At 49.3% G+C, this 17,583-nt stretch carries 14 protein-coding genes and 1 pseudogene; 8 read left to right on the top strand and 7 right to left on the bottom strand.

Annotated elements, in window-relative coordinates; genetic code table 11:
* Positions 1 to 31: 31 nt before the first annotated feature.
* Both BUB16_RS10785 and BUB16_RS10795 read right to left on the bottom strand, forming a co-directional pair.
* Positions 32 to 358 (bottom strand): hypothetical protein, encoded by a 327-nt coding sequence (locus tag BUB16_RS10785; protein WP_211483145.1) that lies wholly within the window; start codon positions 356 to 358, stop codon positions 32 to 34.
* Positions 359 to 669: 311 nt separating this feature from the next.
* Entirely contained in the window at positions 670 to 1,287 is a 618-nt protein-coding gene (locus BUB16_RS10795; RefSeq protein ID WP_073063668.1) for a TetR/AcrR family transcriptional regulator, read from the bottom strand.
* A gap of 213 nt (positions 1,288 to 1,500) precedes the next feature.
* On the opposite strand from BUB16_RS10795, the pseudogene BUB16_RS10800 reads away from it, so the two are divergent.
* From BUB16_RS10800 to BUB16_RS10820, 5 genes and pseudogenes are all read left to right on the top strand, one after another.
* Positions 1,501 to 2,568: pseudogene (locus tag BUB16_RS10800) on the top strand (class I SAM-dependent methyltransferase).
* Between the two features lie 133 nt (positions 2,569 to 2,701).
* Complete coding sequence (locus BUB16_RS10805) at positions 2,702 to 3,175, top strand: hypothetical protein (protein WP_170864364.1); 474 nt, start codon at positions 2,702 to 2,704, stop codon at positions 3,173 to 3,175.
* 58 nt (positions 3,176 to 3,233) lie between these two features.
* A complete protein-coding gene (locus tag BUB16_RS10810; protein ID WP_084088208.1) occupies positions 3,234 to 4,937 on the top strand; it encodes a tetratricopeptide repeat protein in 1,704 nt (567 codons plus the stop codon).
* Positions 4,938 to 5,002: 65 nt separating this feature from the next.
* Complete coding sequence (locus BUB16_RS10815; protein ID WP_073063674.1) at positions 5,003 to 5,530, top strand: OsmC family protein; 528 nt, start codon at positions 5,003 to 5,005, stop codon at positions 5,528 to 5,530.
* Complete coding sequence (locus BUB16_RS10820) at positions 5,527 to 6,345, top strand: class I SAM-dependent methyltransferase (protein ID WP_073063676.1); 819 nt, start codon at positions 5,527 to 5,529, stop codon at positions 6,343 to 6,345. The genes BUB16_RS10815 and BUB16_RS10820 overlap by 4 nt, the downstream gene beginning before the upstream one ends.
* Here the strand turns inward: BUB16_RS10820 and BUB16_RS10825 are convergent, their stop codons facing one another.
* From BUB16_RS10825 to BUB16_RS10835, 3 genes are all read right to left on the bottom strand, one after another.
* Positions 6,346 to 8,013 (bottom strand): S8 family peptidase, encoded by a 1,668-nt coding sequence (locus BUB16_RS10825; RefSeq protein WP_073063883.1) that lies wholly within the window; start codon positions 8,011 to 8,013, stop codon positions 6,346 to 6,348.
* A 40-nt stretch (positions 8,014 to 8,053) separates the two neighbouring features.
* Complete coding sequence (locus BUB16_RS10830) at positions 8,054 to 8,881, bottom strand: hypothetical protein (protein ID WP_073063679.1); 828 nt, start codon at positions 8,879 to 8,881, stop codon at positions 8,054 to 8,056.
* A gap of 240 nt (positions 8,882 to 9,121) precedes the next feature.
* On the bottom strand, positions 9,122 to 9,931 hold the full coding sequence (locus tag BUB16_RS10835) for a protein-L-isoaspartate(D-aspartate) O-methyltransferase (protein WP_211483148.1): 810 nt from the start codon (positions 9,929 to 9,931) through the stop codon (positions 9,122 to 9,124).
* Between the two features lie 240 nt (positions 9,932 to 10,171).
* Between BUB16_RS10835 and BUB16_RS10845 the strand changes: the two genes are divergently transcribed.
* Together BUB16_RS10845 and BUB16_RS10850 are read left to right on the top strand one after the other, a co-directional pair.
* Positions 10,172 to 11,500 carry a class I adenylate-forming enzyme family protein gene (locus tag BUB16_RS10845; protein WP_073063688.1) on the top strand — a complete coding sequence of 443 codons (1,329 nt, stop codon included), beginning with the start codon at positions 10,172 to 10,174 and terminating at the stop codon, positions 11,498 to 11,500.
* 198 nt (positions 11,501 to 11,698) lie between these two features.
* Positions 11,699 to 12,418, top strand: a complete 720-nt coding sequence (locus BUB16_RS10850) for a hypothetical protein (RefSeq protein WP_073063690.1) — start codon at positions 11,699 to 11,701, stop codon at positions 12,416 to 12,418.
* Between the two features lie 145 nt (positions 12,419 to 12,563).
* Here BUB16_RS10850 and BUB16_RS10855 read toward each other — a convergent pair whose 3' ends face one another.
* A complete protein-coding gene (locus BUB16_RS10855; RefSeq protein WP_073063693.1) occupies positions 12,564 to 13,271 on the bottom strand; it encodes a ribonuclease H-like domain-containing protein in 708 nt (235 codons plus the stop codon).
* 502 nt (positions 13,272 to 13,773) lie between these two features.
* Between BUB16_RS10855 and BUB16_RS10860 the strand changes: the two genes are divergently transcribed.
* A complete protein-coding gene (locus tag BUB16_RS10860) occupies positions 13,774 to 15,903 on the top strand; it encodes an elongation factor G (RefSeq protein ID WP_073063696.1) in 2,130 nt (709 codons plus the stop codon).
* A 72-nt stretch (positions 15,904 to 15,975) separates the two neighbouring features.
* On the opposite strand, the gene BUB16_RS10865 is transcribed toward BUB16_RS10860, so the two are convergent.
* The gene (locus tag BUB16_RS10865) at positions 15,976 to 17,583 is read right to left on the bottom strand and encodes an OstA-like protein (protein ID WP_073063709.1); all 1,608 of its coding nucleotides are present in this window, start codon (positions 17,581 to 17,583) and stop codon (positions 15,976 to 15,978) included.

Raw genomic sequence — 17,583 nt, forward strand, 5'->3', positions numbered from 1 at the left:
TATAATTGGGTGGTAAAATACTGACTTTCATTTACAGGCTAAACGCGAATCCAACTCCCGCCATCAGCCGTTTATAGGTAATATCAGTTTCAATGGTTCTGCTCGTCCCCTCGTGGGTATCAAATTGCGAATGATCAATATTATATCCTATGCTTAGATACCAACAGGGACCGTGTTCGGGGTTAAACTGCAAGCCTATGCCCGGATTCAACATCCATCCGCCGCGGTGATGATCGATCCTCTTCTCGGGATCGGTGGACTGGTAGGGACAACCGGGTAGCTTGCTGGCTGAAAATTCAAAAATATTCTCTTTACGTGATATCAGTTCGGCATTTTGCATATTTGATATATCAAACACCAGCAGGTCACTGTGAGAATCGGCGTACAGCCGGTCTCCCTTTACTGCTATATCTTTGTTGGCCGGTATATTGACGAAGCCAATTTTCGATGGGGAGGAGGGATCCCGGTTGTCAATATTCCCCGAAATTTTCTACAGCTGTATTTTCGGGAAAAGGTAGAGCATTTCGTAACTACACTGCTTACCTCTTGTTTATGGGATCATTTTCCTTGTACACCGAATGGGGCCCCGTTTATTTGAAGCTTAAAAGCGCCAAGGATAAGCTTTCGCTGTTACATCAGATCTTAAAGCCTAAATTATGGGTTCTACTACTATTTATCTGGACCAAACAATAACTTCAAATAGCTATGATAATTCGAAAGTTGCTGGGCGATGACCCTGTTTTCGTTCAGGGATTGCGACAAAACAAACGATCCTTCGAAGATCACCATCAGCATGTCCGCCAGGCTTTCCAGGTCCACGTCACGGCGCGGCGGATGTTCTTGTTCAATCTTTTTGAGCTTGTCGAGAACTCTTGTCCGCCACAACAGCATTGATTCCCGGATGATATCTAAAATGTTGGGGTCGAAAAGTTCCGATTGCTGAAGATAAGAGGCAAACAGGCATCCCGGGAAGGGCTTTTCCAAGGATTCTATTTCCTGCTCAAAAAGCTTTATAAATATAAGCATTTGCTGCAGCGGGTCGTCACTAAGTCCTTCTGCCTTGCGGAGTGTTTGTTCGAGGTGTTCGGCATCCTGATCTGCATAACGTTGTACCAGCTCTTCTCCCAGTTCTGCTTTGCTGGAGAAGTGATGAAAAAAAGCGCCTTTGCTTACCCCTGCCTGTTCAATGACATTACTTACGGTTGTCCCTCCGAATCCTTTATCGAGAATGATCGATTCGGCGGCATTCATAATTTTTGTGCGCGTGCTTTCGGGATCTTTGTTCATAATGGTTGTTTATAACATACTAATCGGTTTGTATCATAATATGATTCAAGATACTGAACACTTCTAATTAAGTAAAATATGATGAATATTTTGATAGATATGAGGGGATAACAATATTTTTCTTGACAAAGTAGATAATAATTTTGTAACATACCGACCAGTTGGTATGTTAATTTTTAAAAAGAGGAAGTTATGTGTAATACAGCAATCACGATGCCTCAAACGGCAAGCAGTGAGACGGGATTCGACGAATGGTTTGTAACGTCACTGAATAACGGTGCTTTAATGATGATGCTTTCAATCGGTCACCGTACCGGTTTGTTTGATACCTTGTCTGAAATGGATTGGACCGACAGTGCCGGACTGGCAAAGCGGGCGGATCTTAATGAGCGATATGTAAGAGAGTGGCTGGGAGCGATGGCCACCGGCGAAGTGGTGGAAGTGGATGAAAACGGCCGTTACAGGTTACCTGGAGACCATGCACAATTTTTAACAAGAGACACGGACCTGGACAACCTGGCGGTTATGGCCCAGTATATCTCGGTACTCGGGAGCGTGGAAGATGATATCGTCGAATGTTTTCGTAACGGCGGGGGCGTTCCGTATGAAAAATATACGCGTTTTCATGAAGTGATGGCCGAAGACAGCGGAATGACGGTAGTGGATGCGCTTGAAGATCATATTCTGCCGTTGATTCCCGGACTTACAGAAAAGCTTCAACATGGTATATCCGTTCTGGATGTGGGATGCGGCCGCGGTCGGGCAATGTTAAAGTTGGCCGGGCTGTTTCCGAAGAGTACTTTCAAAGGCCTGGACCTCTCGGAAGAAGCGATAAGCTGGGCAAGGGCAGAAGCAAAAAAACAAGGGCTGGGCAACGTGGAGTTTGAGATCCGTGACGCCAGTGACTTCGACCAAACAGGGGAGCCGGAGGCCCATGATTTTGTGACCACTTTTGATGCCGTTCACGACTAGGCCAATCCGCAGGCAGTACTCAAAGGGATCAATCGAACCCTGAAGCCGGGCGGCAGGTATCTGATGCAGGATATTTATTCTACCGGACACGTGCATGAAAATATGGATCATCCGCTGGGTCCGGCGCTATATACGGTTTCCTGCATGCACTGCATGTCGGTATCGCTGGCCCAGGATGGGGAGGGACTCGGTGCCATGTGGGGACGCGAAAAAGCACAGGAACTCCTGAAGAATGCGGGTTTTGTAGATATCGATATTCACCAGCTGGACCACGATATCCAGAATGATTACTACGTGATGAGAAAATAAAGACAACCTTAAGGCTATTCATATAAAAGATAAACTTTAAAAAAACATGCAGATACCTATTATGACTATCAATCAACATACATACAACCTGGGTAAGAAATATTCTTGCAGCTTCGCACTTATTCTCGCAGCTATGTTCATATTTATTGGCTGTAAAGATGACGTTACCTCTCCAGAGGATCCTGAGGAAAAGGGAATAGAGAAACTCCGGCAAGCTACCGATCGTTACCACGATGTGGAAGTGGCCATTGAGGATGGATTTGTTCAGGCAGATCCCTGTGTTGAAAATCAGGAGGGGTCCGGAGCGATCGGAATTCCATATGTGAATATGGACCGTCTGGATACGACAATTGACTTGAATAAGCCGGAGGTGCTCTTCTATGAACCACAGCAAGACGGAGATCTGCGATTGGTCGGTGCAGAGCCTGTAGTTCCGCTTGAAGCATGGGATGAAAAGGAAAGTGATCCTCCGTCGCTTTTTGGTCACGAGTTTCACAGAAATGAAGCAGATGGCCTCTATGGACTTCATATGTGGATATGGAAAGAAAACCCGGCAGGCACTATCAGCTTCTGGCACACAGATATATCGTGTGAATATACGGAATAATGCTATCATACCGGTTCAGGATCAGGAATCCCATTCACAATTAAAAGTTAAGAATATTATGGGAACCATAAATATTAGTCAAATAAACTGGAAGCTGTTGCTACCTTCTTTTGCATTGGGTGGCCTACTATTTTTCATCTCCTTTTTGAGTGCCTGTTCGCAACAGCAGTCTGAAAGCAAGCATATTGTAGAGGGACAAATAGCACCGCTGCTTGAGGGGATTGGCAGTCATCATTTTGAGATATCCACTGACGATACCCTGGCGCAGGATTTCTTTAACCAGGGGCTTACCCTTTCCTATGGATTTAACCATAAAGAGGCGAACCGCACGTTCCGGCAAGTTGCCAAACTTGATCCCGAAAACCCGATGGCGTGGTGGGGAGCGGCTTTGGTGTTGGGACCGAATATCAATGCTGCGATGCCCGAGGAGAATATATCGCGGGCATGGGAAGCACTTCAAAAAGCGCAGCAGCTGAAAGACAACAGCACCCAAAAAGAGCAGGATTATATCGAGGCGCTTTCGTATCGGTATGCAGAAGACCCACCCGAAGATCGTACGCCGCTGGATTCAGCTTATGCCGAGGCTATGGGTAAATTGGTTGAAAAATACCCTAATGACCTGGATGCGCGGACCCTCTATGCGGAGGCACTGATGGACCTGCATCCCTGGAACTACTGGAAAGCAAACGGAGAGCCTCAGCCGTGGACGCCGGAAATATTAAGCACACTGGAGTTTGTGATTGAGCGTAATCCCGGTCATCCGGGGGCAAACCATCTCTATATACATGCCGTTGAAGCAGAACAGCCTGAGAAAGCTCTGCCAAGTGCAGATAAATTACGGGAATTAGTACCGGGGGCGGGACATCTCGTACACATGCCGTCCCATATATACATACGAACGGGAGATTACCATGAGGGAACCCTGGCCAATGAACGGGCAGTGAAGGCAGATAACAAATATGTAACACAGTGTCGACAACAGGGCATTTATCCGCTGGCGTATGTACCACACAACTATCACTTTTTATGGGCGACGGCTACCATGGAAGGACGGGCGAATCGCAGTATTGAGGCAGCTCAAAGTACTTCCAGGTTGGTGGATACCGAAACTATGCGCGAGCCCGGGCTTGGCACACTCCAGCACTACTGGGTAATTCCACTGTATGATCACGTCCGTTTTGCCCGCTGGGATAAAATTTTATCTTATCCGGAACCTGCCGATGATCTGATTTATCCGCGCGGTGTTTGGCATTATGCCCGGGGCATGGCACATGTTGGGCAGGGAAATCTCGAAACAGCCCGGCAAGAATTAGAAAATTTAAAAACTATTGCAGCAGATGATACCCTGAAGGAGGTAACAATCTGGGATATAAACACTACACAGGAACTGATGCGAATTGCCAGCCGGGTTCTGGAGGGCGAACTACTTGCAAGGAAAAGTAATTTCAATAAAGCCATTGACTTATTGCAAAAAGCTGTCGAGATTGAAGATCAGCTTACCTATAACGAGCCACCCGACTGGTTTTTCCCGGTGAGACATAATTTGGGATCAATTTTGTTAAACGCTGATCGACCTGCTGAGGCAGAAGAAGTCTATAGGCAGGATTTGAAGAAGTTTCCCGATAATGGCTGGTCTTTGTATGGATTGTGGCAAAGCTTGGAAGCTCAAGGAAAAACCGAAGAAGCGGTTAAGGTAAAAAAGCAATTCAATGATGCTTGGAGACACGCGGATGTGGATCTATCTGCATCCCGAATTATGTAGATTATTTAATATTGAAAGATTTATCTGGTATATGGTAAATAGAAAGATTAATCAAAATTTAAGCTATGGCTGATCCAACAACAATAAAAGAGGCATACGAAAGGAATCGCCGTGCTGTAGAGCTGCGTCCTCAAAAAGGCAAAAGCACCGCAGTTACGAAGATACGGCTCTTTGACGGGACAACGTGTGAGGTGCGGCATAAGCACTGGACATTCAAGGTTGATATCGGCACCTCTGAAGGCGGCAATGACGCCGGACCGGGTCCGGGCATACTGGAACGCGGGGCGCTGGGAAGCTGCCTGGCTATCGCTTATTCACAGCAGGCGGCTGTTATGGGAGTCCCTGTCAACAGGATAGAGGTGGATGTAGAATCCGATTTTGACGCCCGTGGCATGCTTGCCATTGATGATCGTCCGCCGGGCTTCGAGGAGCTTAGGTACAAGGTATACATTGAGAGCACCGCCAGTGAGGAAGAAGTGCAGAAGGTCATCGACAAAGCCGACAGGCACAGTCCGGTACTCGATGATTTTAAACGGGCTATACCGGTTGAGCGGGAAATAACGATAAAAACCATAGAAAAGGAGAGATCATGAGACCTGCACTGCAGCGAAGAGTACAGCGATACGGGTGGGATTACTCCTCACCCTATTATGAGACGGGCTGGCAGCAACAGCTGTGGCCGGCTCAAAAGCGTTTATTAGAAAAGATAAATTTCAATCGGGGTGATAACGTGCTGGATATTTCATGCGGCACGGGATTGGTAACCTTTCCGATTGTCGAAGCGGTTGGCCCGGAAGGTTCGGTTACCGGTATAGACCTTTCGGAGGGCATGATCGACAAAGCGACTTCATTAGCTGATAAAGAGAGTGTTTCCAATGTGTCTTTTCAGCGTATGGACGCCGAAAAGCTGGACCTTTCCGACGATTCCTTTGATGTTGCCGTCAACTCGCTGGGCCTGATGTACTATCCCGATCCGGACAAAGCCATCCGGGAAATGTACCGCGTGGTAAAACCGGAGGGACGTGCCGCAACATTGGTGTGGGGCCGGCGCAATAAATGCGGGTGGAACGAGATTTTCCCGATTGTGGACCGGCGGGTGGAATCGGATGTATGTCCGCTTTTTTTTCAGCTTGGAACCGGGGAAACGCTTCAAAAGACCTTTAAGAAAGCTGGTTTTACAGATATCGCTTCCGAACGATTTGATATGACACTGCACTTTGATTCCGACGAACAGGCGGTCATTGCCGCTTTCCTGGGAGGAGCCGTAGCCCTGGCCTACCGTAAGTTCGATGACCAAACGAAGGAAGAGGCCCATGCAGAGTATTTGGAATCGATTGGTCCCTATCGTGACGAGACTGGCTACGATATTCCCGGTGAGTTTGTGATTGTATTTGGGAGAAAAGGGTAATTACCGGCTCATCTCCTGGGCGGTCTGCAGCGCTCGGAATACGTTTAAAACGCCGTCTGAGGCCGACAGCTCGCTGAACGATACCGATTTGGGTTCTGCATTCGCTTTATGGGGAAGGGTAACCATCTGGTCGGGATAGGTCGTTACGCTTTGGAGGACGGCGTCCCGGATTTGAGCCGGAGACAGATCGGGATAATAGCTCATAAGCAGGGCGGCGGCCCCGCTCACCACGGGGGCAGCCATGCTGGTTCCCTGTTGCCGTTCGTATTTATTATCCGGCATGGTTGAATAGATGTCCACGCCCGGGGCAAACAGATCGACGGTCTGGTCGCCGTAATTACTGAACTCACCTACGAACTCCTCGTTGGGTTTCCATGAACTGGCTCCGACTGTCAGCCAAAGCCCGGCAGTCTCTTTGTTGCCATTTCCCTCTGTGCCGAGAACATCCGTAGGATAACTGACATTCCGGTCTGAGTTTTCTGATGAATTACCCGCGGCATGTATCATCAACACGCCGTTTTCGTCGGCATACCTGACCGCCTGATCCACGACTTCTTTATGAGGGGAGTGCGATTTTCCGAAGCTCATATTAATGATATCAGCCCCGTTATCAACGGCGTACCGAATGGCATTTGCGACATCTTTATCTCGCTCGTCGCCATCGGGTACGGCACGAACGGCCATGAGGCGCACATCGCTTGCGATGCCGTTGACGCCGACACTATTACTGCGTATAGCGCCGATGATTCCGGCTACATGTGTCCCATGGGTGGGATCGGGTCCGCCCACATCATTATTGCCATAATAGCGTTCGGACTTATCCTCGTAGTTGTCACCCACAATATGCCGGGGAGAGAAATCGGGATTATACCCATATTTTGCGAAATGATAGATCTGTTTCTTTTGGTCGGCAATGAGCGTAGAATCGATATCATTTTCCATTACGTAGTTCATGACATTTTTGGCAAAATAGGTCTGCTGATCCCGGGGCTGCATCCCCTGGACATCTTCATAATTGTATTCACCGTCAAAATGCCGGGTCAGGATGTTGTCGGCCTGACTCATGTTTTGCTCCAGCGACTGAATATTGTCGTACTGATTCAACAGTTTTTCAATCTCATAGCGATAGCTCTCCGCAATTTCCCGGTAGTACCGGTATTTTTTTCGTTCCCGGGCATTTAAAACAGTCGTATCCGTATCGCTGTACTTGGGATGAAGCCGGGCATATATGCGCGTAAGCTCAAATGTATCGTGATCCACATTCTCCCCATCGGGTCCGCCTATGAAGTTCCATCCATGCACATCATCCACATAGCCATTTTCGTCATCGTCTTTACCATTGCCGGGTATTTCATCCTCATTGACCCAGATATTTTCTTTGAGATCCTCGTGCCCGATGTCCACCCCGCCGTCAATAACGGCTACTACCACTTCCTGTTCAGGGGATCGCTTATCCAGCACATTTTCGTACGCCAGTTCGCTGCTGATGCCCCGGAATTGCGTAAAATCTTCATCCAGCAGGTGCCAGTCTTCCGGGGGTTCAAGCATTGTGGCGAAATCGACGGAATCAACCGGCTGGGCAGGAGTGGGTTTTACAATTTTTTGGGACGCAGAACAGCCATAGAAAAACAGAATTACGGAGAAAAAAAAGAAAATGCGGGATTTCATAAAGATCATTGACAACTAAAGTTAAGAATGGTGCGGTGCACTACGGCGTATCAACAGCCTGTAAAAAGCGTTCGGAAGCAGCCTTATAGGCCGATTGAATGCTTTGAGAAATGGCCCTGTCCAGCCACTGCCCGGTATCGGATTGCATAAAAGTAACGTATCTGTCGAGAGACCCGGTATCGACATGGTAGTACGTGACCATCAGCCGGTCACTGGTTTGTTGTGAGGCTCCTGCCTCCATTTGGGTACGGAAATTATCGGCCACGGCATCTATTTGCCGGTCACTAAAACTGTGTTGCTCGCTTAGACTGCCCAATGCTTTGATAACCGAGCGCAATATGACAATGGACGATTCGACGGACCCCGCGGCTTCCGAGGTCGTATCTGTTAGTGCTGATATGGCCGAAGATCGTTCCGGAGAGGGAGCCTGCTGCTCCAGCTCATATTTCGTAACGATTCTTTTTCGTTTGCCTTGCAGCGTATAGAATTCCTGTTGCGCATTCGTAACGGCACGGATGTCGGGATCACTCAGCTTTTGAGAGAGCTCGGCTGCGAGCTCATCAGTCAGCTGCTCCCGCAGGGCGGATTTGAAGTCATCCAGCAGCCGCTCGCTCTTGTAAGCATCGGAGAATAACTCCAGCATACGCTTATTTTTTTTAGCAGGTAAGTTCAGCGGGTTTTGTTCAAACTGCATCCGGATATCATCGGGTGCTTCCTCCAGCTGTTGCTGCAGCGCCAGTTGCCTGACCAGCTGATCCGCCAGCGCCTGCTTGCCGTCAGGGGAGGACTGACTAAAGCCTGAGAGCGGAAAACTTAACAGGAATAAAAGAACAGTAGCGTGACAAGCAAACCGGGGAATCAGTTTCATTAATCATTAATCGTTTAGATATTCAAAATATCAGGATAAATTACTAATTATTTTCAGGTCAAAAAAATGAATACACGATAATAAAATAATGTTTCTTACTTTTGCGGACCTTTGCAAGCCGTTCTATTGGCCGATCCCCGTATCTTAACGAATTCAACAGTTTTACATATGCCTTATATGCTGCGGTTTTGATGTTGATATCGATCAACATAGCTGGTTTGCAAAGCCCTCTTCTCTTCCTTACTGCGGGTGACGGTTTTGCCGGGTCATCGGGACGAAACGGACCGGCAGCTGGCGCTCAATCTCTACGTCCCCTTCTTTGTTTTTGGTAACTTTTGTGAGGGTTTGGGTCTGTCCCGCAGCCCCGAGGGGAGCAACTAATATACCACCCGGCTTGAGCTGCTCAATAAGCGGCGGCGGTATTTTTTCAGGGGCCGCAGTTAATATAATAGCATCAAAAGGCGCATGTTCCGGCCATCCCCGGTAGCCATCGCCGATTTTCGTTTCGATGGTATCATAACCGAGTTTATCAAATAACCTCCGTGCCTGTTTCCCCAGCGCTTCAACAATCTCAATCGTAAAAACGCGGGGTGTCAGCTCAGCCAGGACAGCGGCCTGGTAACCGCTTCCGGTACCGATTTCAAGCACTTTTTTACTGGAATCAAGGTCCAGCATCCGGGTCATGTAACCCACGATATAGGGTTGAGAGATCGTCTGATCATAACCAATGGGCAGGGGACGATTTTGATAAGCAAATTGCTGATATTTTTCAGGGACAAACAGGTGGCGGGGCACCTGACGCATCGCCTCCAGCACCTCCGGGTCCGTTACGCCCTGCTGTTCGATACCCTCACGGACCATCTTGTGCCGCTCTTCCTCTCGTTCTGAGAAACGGGGAGGCTGCCACGATATTGTGTCCTCCGGCGTATCGGTTGCCTGGGCCCGGGAAAGGGTGGATGTAAGCGCAGGTGCGCTTATTCCGGGAAGGAGCAGGCCAAAAGTGACTCCGCCCATGATGATTGATCCTATTTTTTTAGATACTGACTTCATAGCAAAAATGCCTTTATTGCATATGTTTCACCAAAATATAGGGATAAACAACCGAGCTGTTGCCAATAGATGGTTGAAACGCCTATTTGGCAACGGGGTTCAAGATATGTTCCCAGTGATTAATCAACCCCTGACAGATTATGTAACAAAAGAATAATATTTTTTAGTTCATTTGCCTTTCCGGTTTTCATAAACTAACATAGAAACCCTGTCTGTTACCTTAATCATAGTATTCGGTTTATGCAGTTTGAAGAACTTTTGGAGAAACAGAATCATGCCCGGCGCCTGGCCAGCCCGGTATCCTCCGGCCCTTTTGGTGATATAAAGGAGCTGTTAGAGGCACGGGCAGACGAGCGCCGCGATTATCTTATCAGTATTACGGATAATAACGAGAACAGCAGGGTTTCGTATGCCGGGTTCTGCCGGCATGTACTGGGATGCGGCCGTTTTTTACAGAATCATGGACTCAGGCGCGGTGACCGGATTGCTACTATAGCCCATAATCACTGGCATACGGCCGTTCAATATTTTGCGGCGTGGTTACTGGGGTTAACGGTCATACCGATTAACCTGGAGGAAAAGGACAAAGACATTGCCTATATACTGGCTGAGAGTAAGATTGAACTGGCCTTCGTGAGAACCGAATACAGGACCCGGTTCCGCAAGATATTGGAATTGTATGATAATCTGAAGCATATCGAATGGATTGTCTGTGAGGGGGAAACAGACAACTTTACGAGTCAAAAAGGTTCGCTCACAATCGACGATTCCTCGCTGGCCGACTCAGAGGCGATGATCGTTTTCAAAACGGGAGATAACGAGGATCCATTGGGCGTCGTACTAACCCAGGCGAACCTGTTGGAAGGAGCCCGGTCCGTTGCAGAGTGCCAAAAAATTCGTGACACAACCCGCCTGATGTGCGTATTGCCGATTTATCATGTGAATATAGTAGTAACGACGCTGCTGACCTCTTTTTTTGTGGGAGGATCAACGGTATTGAGAGGAGTATTCCGTCCCGACTGTTTTTTCAGGGATATTGCTGAAGAACAAGTGAACATCGTGAGTCTGGAAGCCCCGCAACTGCAGTCTCTGAACAGTTACTATGAGGAGGGAATACAGATTGAAACACCCTCTTTGCACTATGTTACAGGGGAGGGGACTCCCTTGCATGCGAAAGAAGCCGAGCGTTTTGAAAAACGGTTTGGGATACCGGTTGTCTCAGCATACAGTCTGCCTGAAACCTCCTCATATGCCTGCTGTATGCCGGTCAACCTCCCGGCCGAAGAACGCAGGAAATGGCGCAGCGCATACGGGTTTCCCAGTATCGGCCGGCCGGTTTCAGCTGATGAAATGGCGATACACAGCCCGGATGGAGAAGTGCTTGGGGAGAAGGAGCGGGGAGAGGTTGTTATTCGTGGCAATAACGTAATGCTTACCTATTATGGGGACAGAAAAGCGAACGAAAAAGCATTTAAGCATGGCTGGTTGCGCAGCGGGGACAAAGGGTTTTACGTTAACGATGAGAAGGGCCGGCCTTATTTCTTTGTTGTCGGTCGTATGGACGATTGATGCCGATTAAGGCGGGATATCCCGGATCCCGACCGGTCCGCCTGTATCTTTTGATGAACGATAAGGTGGGGCTGTCCGCGGATAAATGGCCTGAAAACGGATCCTGCTGCCACAATAAAACCCGCCCCTCTCAGCGTTACTAACTAAGGAACAGGCGATTGTACGTATTGGTTAAATCAAATTACTCAGGTGACTACCATGGAGACTCCCTCATTAACCCTGGAACTCTTTACGGAAGCTCAAAACGATTTCGAGACCTCCCAATACAAAATTCTTGCGGCCTTGAAGGTAATAGCAGAGGATTTCAAGAAGAATAAAATTTATCCTCATTTGAGCCGTCTCATTGAGCTTCACACAACGCTGTGCGATATCCGGGACCGCCTGCGGGATCTGAGGGAAAAGTTTCCCAAGCGTATTAAAAAAATTGATTTTGTAAACCAGGAGATTGAGCATGAGATTGTTTTTGTGGCAGGCTCTGACCTCAGCGAAGTGGAGGATTTAATCGAGTGGGCGCTTCCCCATATCCGGGCAAAAATTGAAGAGGGGAAAACCATTTATGAGTTTGCTGATGAAGAGATCAAGCTCCGGGAAGTGGGCATTATTCCCAACTATACCGACGAGGGATACCTGTTTGTGCCCGATAATAAAGCATCCAAACTGCTTCTTTTCCAGTACGAGGTGTCCGTCTTTGAAAGTTCCACTGATCAGTATCGTTCTCTCAAGACCGCTTTTCTGAAAGCGATTGACAGGGGGATGACCCGTTTGTCGCCCAATGCGATCAAGCTGGATCTGATCAGCGAAAACAGGGAACTGCCCAATCCGGCCACCTATGCATTTGATACGGATCTTCAGTTTCCGTTTCGGGAGACCATTTTCCCTGTCACCAAGCGAAAGCTCATGCGTCAGCTGTATGATTAGTCTTGTATCTAAAAGTTGAGATAGGCCAGAAAATGCCGTCTTGAGATTAAAGCCTGGATAGAGGTTAAGATTTAATCGGACCATGATATAATAAGCAGCCTCACCCGGTAACCAGTAACAAAGAAAAAAACCAATAGCTAATAACCTATTTCTCCTGGATTTCGTTGAGTTTGCCCATGGCGCGATCGTTCAGGTTGTCAAATAATTCCTTATTGATATCCCCGACAGTGTATTTCAGGTGCAGCCATACAACATACGTCGCCATCACGTCTTCGTAGCAGTAGTGTTCGATCTCCGGGAGTTCGTCCCGGCGAAACATATCCAGTACCTCGTTGCCTTCGCCGGTCTGTTTAAACGGAATGCCGATGAGGTATCCCAGATGCTTCAGCTTTGGCCACGAGCTGGCGCCGTAATTACTGAATTCATCCAGCAGATCAATATTATCGTTGCTGTACCGGTATTTAATATCGTAATGGTTGAGGCGGACCGGCATTTGCATGTTATGCTTCATGGCGCGGTAGGTCAGCAGCGGCAGGTCAAACCCCCGGCCGTTGTGATGAATAAGACCGAAATCCTTGTAGGTGCTGAGGGCGTCAAACAGGTTTTTTAGTCCCTCTTGCTCGTCCGTACCGTGCCAGGAGACCTTCTGTTTTGGCATGCCGTTATTTTCAATCCAGAGTCCCACCCAGGAGATGACCCGGTGATACATGGGAGGCAAAAAGCCGGATTTGTTATGAGCCAGCTCTTCGCTTGCCTGCAGCAGCAGGTCATCTTCATTCTCCTCGGGAAGGTCAATAACCTGTCGTACAAATTCAAAATCGGGTACCGTTTCTACGTCGAAGATAAAAAACATAATTATTTCGTTAATTCACCTGCCAGATTCTGCTTGAATTTCCTGCACACCGTGTTATGGTCGGCATGAGCACCTAAAAGATACATTAATTTTGTGAGCGTTGCTTCGGTTGTCATATCAGTAGCGACAGGGACAGTTCTCCGGCCATAATGCAAACATCTCCGGGTAATCCGGGATAGACATGTAACACCTATTCATATTGCGTGAGGCCTGCATTTCAAGTTGAATGCGTATACATGTGATCGTGTAATGCAGTTGGACCAGCCCACAGCCGATTGTGCGGCGTGGCAGGATGTGTTGGCAATATCGGGAGGTTAAGTTAAAACAAGGTATTGAGTTCAAATATTTTTTTGTATTACTTACTAATACAATTCAATTTACCGGGAAAGGCGATGATAATCATATTATTACCAGTACCATGTCGAGCCTGTAGCAGGTATCCGCGAGAGATCACTGTTCCGGTATGTTTATTCTTCCCATCCATTAAAAAAGGAGGTTATATATGAGAGTTTATCCGTCATCCAGAATTAGGAATGTCGTTTTATTGGGACATGCGGGATCAGGGAAAACGACACTTTCCGAGACGATGTTGTTTGAATCCGGGAGCAAGAGCCGAAGGGGGTCCGTGGAACAGCAATCGACCTCCTCCGACTACCACGAGATTGAACATGAAAAGGGGAAGTCGGTATTTGGGACGCTGCTGAACCTCGACTGGCGCGGCAATAAAATAAATTTAATCGACACGCCGGGCACATCCGACTATATCGGGGAAGTTGTGGGGGCCCTGCGGGTGGCGGACACTGCTATTTTTTCGCTAAATGCGGAGTACGGGGTTGAGACGGGAGCCGAGCTGCACTGGAAATACACCGAGCGGTACAATATCCCGTCCCTGTTGATTGTCAACAAACCCGACAGCAGCCAGTCTGAATTCCAAAAGACGGTGGACGGGGCCAAAGAGCGTTTTGGCCGCGGCGTGGTGGTCGTACAGTATCCCTACAGCGAGGGGGAGGACTTCCATGCCATTATTGACGTGCTTAAAATGACGATGTATGAATTTCCGGAGGACGGAGGCAAGCCGGATAAGCTCCCGATACCCGATTCCCACCAGGCCCAGGCGGAGCTGCTGCACAATGAGCTGGTAGAGTCAGTGGCCGAAAATGACGAAACGCTGCTGGACGTTTATTTTGAGCAGGGGATGTTGACAGAGAGTCAGATGCGCGAGGGATTACAGCAGGCCCTGCTCAACAGGGATATCTTCCCGCTCTTCTGCTGCTCGGCCAAACGTAATATGGGGACAGGCCGCGTGATGGGATTCCTGGGGAATGTGGCTCCGAATCCGCTGGAAGCCAACCCGCCGAAAACACCCGGCGGTGAAGATATCCCGTTAAACCCCGAAGCCGATCCGCTGATGTTTATCTTTAAGAACAGCTCGGAGTCGCATATGGGCGATATGCTTTATTTTAAGATGTACGGCGGTACGGCGCAGCCGGGACTGGATCTGGTCAACGGTACCACCGGAAATACGGTTCGCCTGTCGAGCCTGTATTTGATGAACGGGGAGAAGCGCCGGGAAGTCGACCAGGTAAACACCGGCGATATCGGGGCGGCCGTCAAGCTAAAAAATACCAATGTCAATGACCTGCTGCACAGCAAGGATACGGTGGTGGATATTGAGCCTATCCACTTCCCCGAGCCGGTTATTCGCACGGCTGTTGAGCTTAAGCGGGAGGGAGAGGAGGATAAGCTGGGCACGGCGCTGCACCAGCTCCGGCGCGAAGACCCGTCATTGCAGGTGGAGCACAGCCGGGAGTTGAAACAGGTGATTATTCACGGGCAGGGCGAGGAGCACCTGGCGGTCATTAAATATACGCTGGAACACCGGTTTCAGCTCGATTTTGAGTTTGTGGAGCCGCGCATCCCGTATCGGGAGACGATTACGAAGGAGGTACGCACCCATTACAAGCATAAAAAACAGTCGGGCGGGGCGGGACAGTTTGCAAAAATATCGATGCTGATGGAGCCGCTGCGTGATCACATGCCCGAGCACAGCGAGCTTAAGGTGCGCGATGTACGGGAAATTGATCTCGATTGGGGTGGAAAGCTTGTATTCAGGAACTGTATTGTGGGAGGCGTGATTGACAACCGGTTTATGCCTGCCATCCTGAAGGGGATCATGGAAAAAATGGAAAACGGTCCGCTGAGCGACTGCCGGGTACGGGATATCCGGATCTCGGTATACGATGGGGCGATGCATTCGGTTGATTCCAATGATGCGGCCTTTCGTACGGCGGCCCTCATGGCTTTCCGGGAGGGGTTCATGAAAGCGGCTCCCAGGTTACTGGAACCGATCTATGCGATTGAAGTAACCGTGCCTGCTGATTATATGGGGGATGTGATGAGTGATATCAGCACGCGGCGGGGACAAATCATGGGGATGGATGCAGAGGGAGCTATTCAAAAAATAGAGGCGGAGGTGCCACTGGGGGAGCTGGGCCATTATGCCACGCGGCTGAAATCCCTTACCCAGGGCAGCGCCGGCCTCAAAAGGACATTCTCCCATTATGCAGGGGTGCCCCGGGAAATACAGCAGGAGATTGTGAAACAGACCCGGGAGCGGCAGGAAGTGGAGTGAAAGTTGATTTTTTCACAGAGTCTGCCCGGCGGCCTTCAAACAGACACAATCTATCTGCCGGCTGCCCCTGAGCTAACCGGTTGCGGATGTATCTTCCTCTTCATTGATTGGGGAGGGCCTCTCTGTTTCAGGAGGTTTTTTCTCAATACCTTCCTTCGGCCTCCTCGGGCTGTCGGGATGGTTTTGCCGGAGATGTTCGAGGTATCGCTCCGGAAGTTCGAAGAACAGTTCCTCCCCGATGGGAGGAAACCGGCGATTCATGGGTTCTTCCGGTTCCTGGGGACGCTCTTCCGGCGTCCAGTTATAGCCTTCCAGCTGACGTTCGGCCGTTTTTTCATTTTCGGGTAAACGAGAACCCTCATTGGATCCGAGAGCGATCATGGAATCGACTTCCCCCCCCGCAAAGGTAATGCGTATGGAGGGAGCGGAAAGCTCAATCGCTCCGTCGGATTCCTGCTGCCGGTTCTTGATATACCGCAGCAGCCGGGCATTCCGGAACACATGAATCTGGCGAAGCGAGCCCGAACCCTCCGAAAAGTCCGCATGCAGGGTATCGCCGGTAATTTGATTGAGCCGGTCGATGGAGGTATCCTGCTGTACCGAAAAGGGATTGGGATATGATTTCAGGCTGTCGATATTACCGTCTTTGAGAATCGCTTTGATATAAGGACCCGTGAGCTGCACGTTATCGTGCCAGGCCTTGGCATTGGACCAAAGCTCAAAGGTCTGGGTGGCGTCGGTGTACCGGGAGGTATCGGCGATGGCCGAAAAGTCGGGAGACCATATGCGGACATTCCCGTAGCCGTGGGTGATGGTCGTGGTGTCGGCAGCGCCGCGCTGCTCCCGGGACAGGATTGTTTGGGCCCGGATGTGGGTCGTATCGGCTTTGGTGGAGTCTATGCGAGTGGTGTCGGATTGTGTGGTGTCGCTCGTATCCGCTTCAAAATTTTTGAGCCAGGCATTATCCCTGAGCAGCCGACGCCCGGTAGAGTCGGTCTCCAGGTATTCGCCTTTGATCATGGAGTTGTTTTCCCGGTCATAGCCGTAGACCTGGCTGTGCATCTCATAGTATTCTTTGCTTCTGTTGCCGAACAGGGAGTCGGCTTCAAGGTACTGCAGGGAATCCGCAATCTGTACCGTTCCCTTGAATTCAACACTGTCGACGGCCCGGTAATAGTATCCCGAATCGGCTCTAAGCGTGCCGCGGAGGTCCTCCAGCCTGATTTGGTCGATAAAATGGGCGACCTTGTCAGAAAAACGGTAGTCCACACTATGGCCGTAAACAGTAGAACTGTCAGTTTCAATGATCACGCGTCCCCTGAGCTTGCTGAAATCAGCATCCGTATAATAGGTCAACGAGTCTGTCCATATAATCTCTTCCCCCGTATCAATTTCGATATTGCCAAAGGCACGAATTTCACTTTTATCGATAAATTGATAGGCACTGTCGCAGTACATCTCGAGGTCGCCGTGCCGAAGATGGACATTATCCAGGATACGGCGGACCTGCTCGCCCTCGTGGGTGCCGCCGACAATCCGGGAGGCGTTTAGAATATCCACCTGTCTCTGTTGCGCCCGGGCATCGGTAAAGAGGAAGGCTGCACTTAGGAATCCGAAAAAAAGGAAGAACAGACGTTTCGGCATCTTCCGGGCTACGGTGTAGAGGGATGGAAATATCAT

It is taken from the genome of Fodinibius roseus (assembly GCF_900129315.1).
GTDB classification, from domain to species: domain Bacteria; phylum Bacteroidota; class Rhodothermia; order Balneolales; family Balneolaceae; genus Fodinibius; species Fodinibius roseus.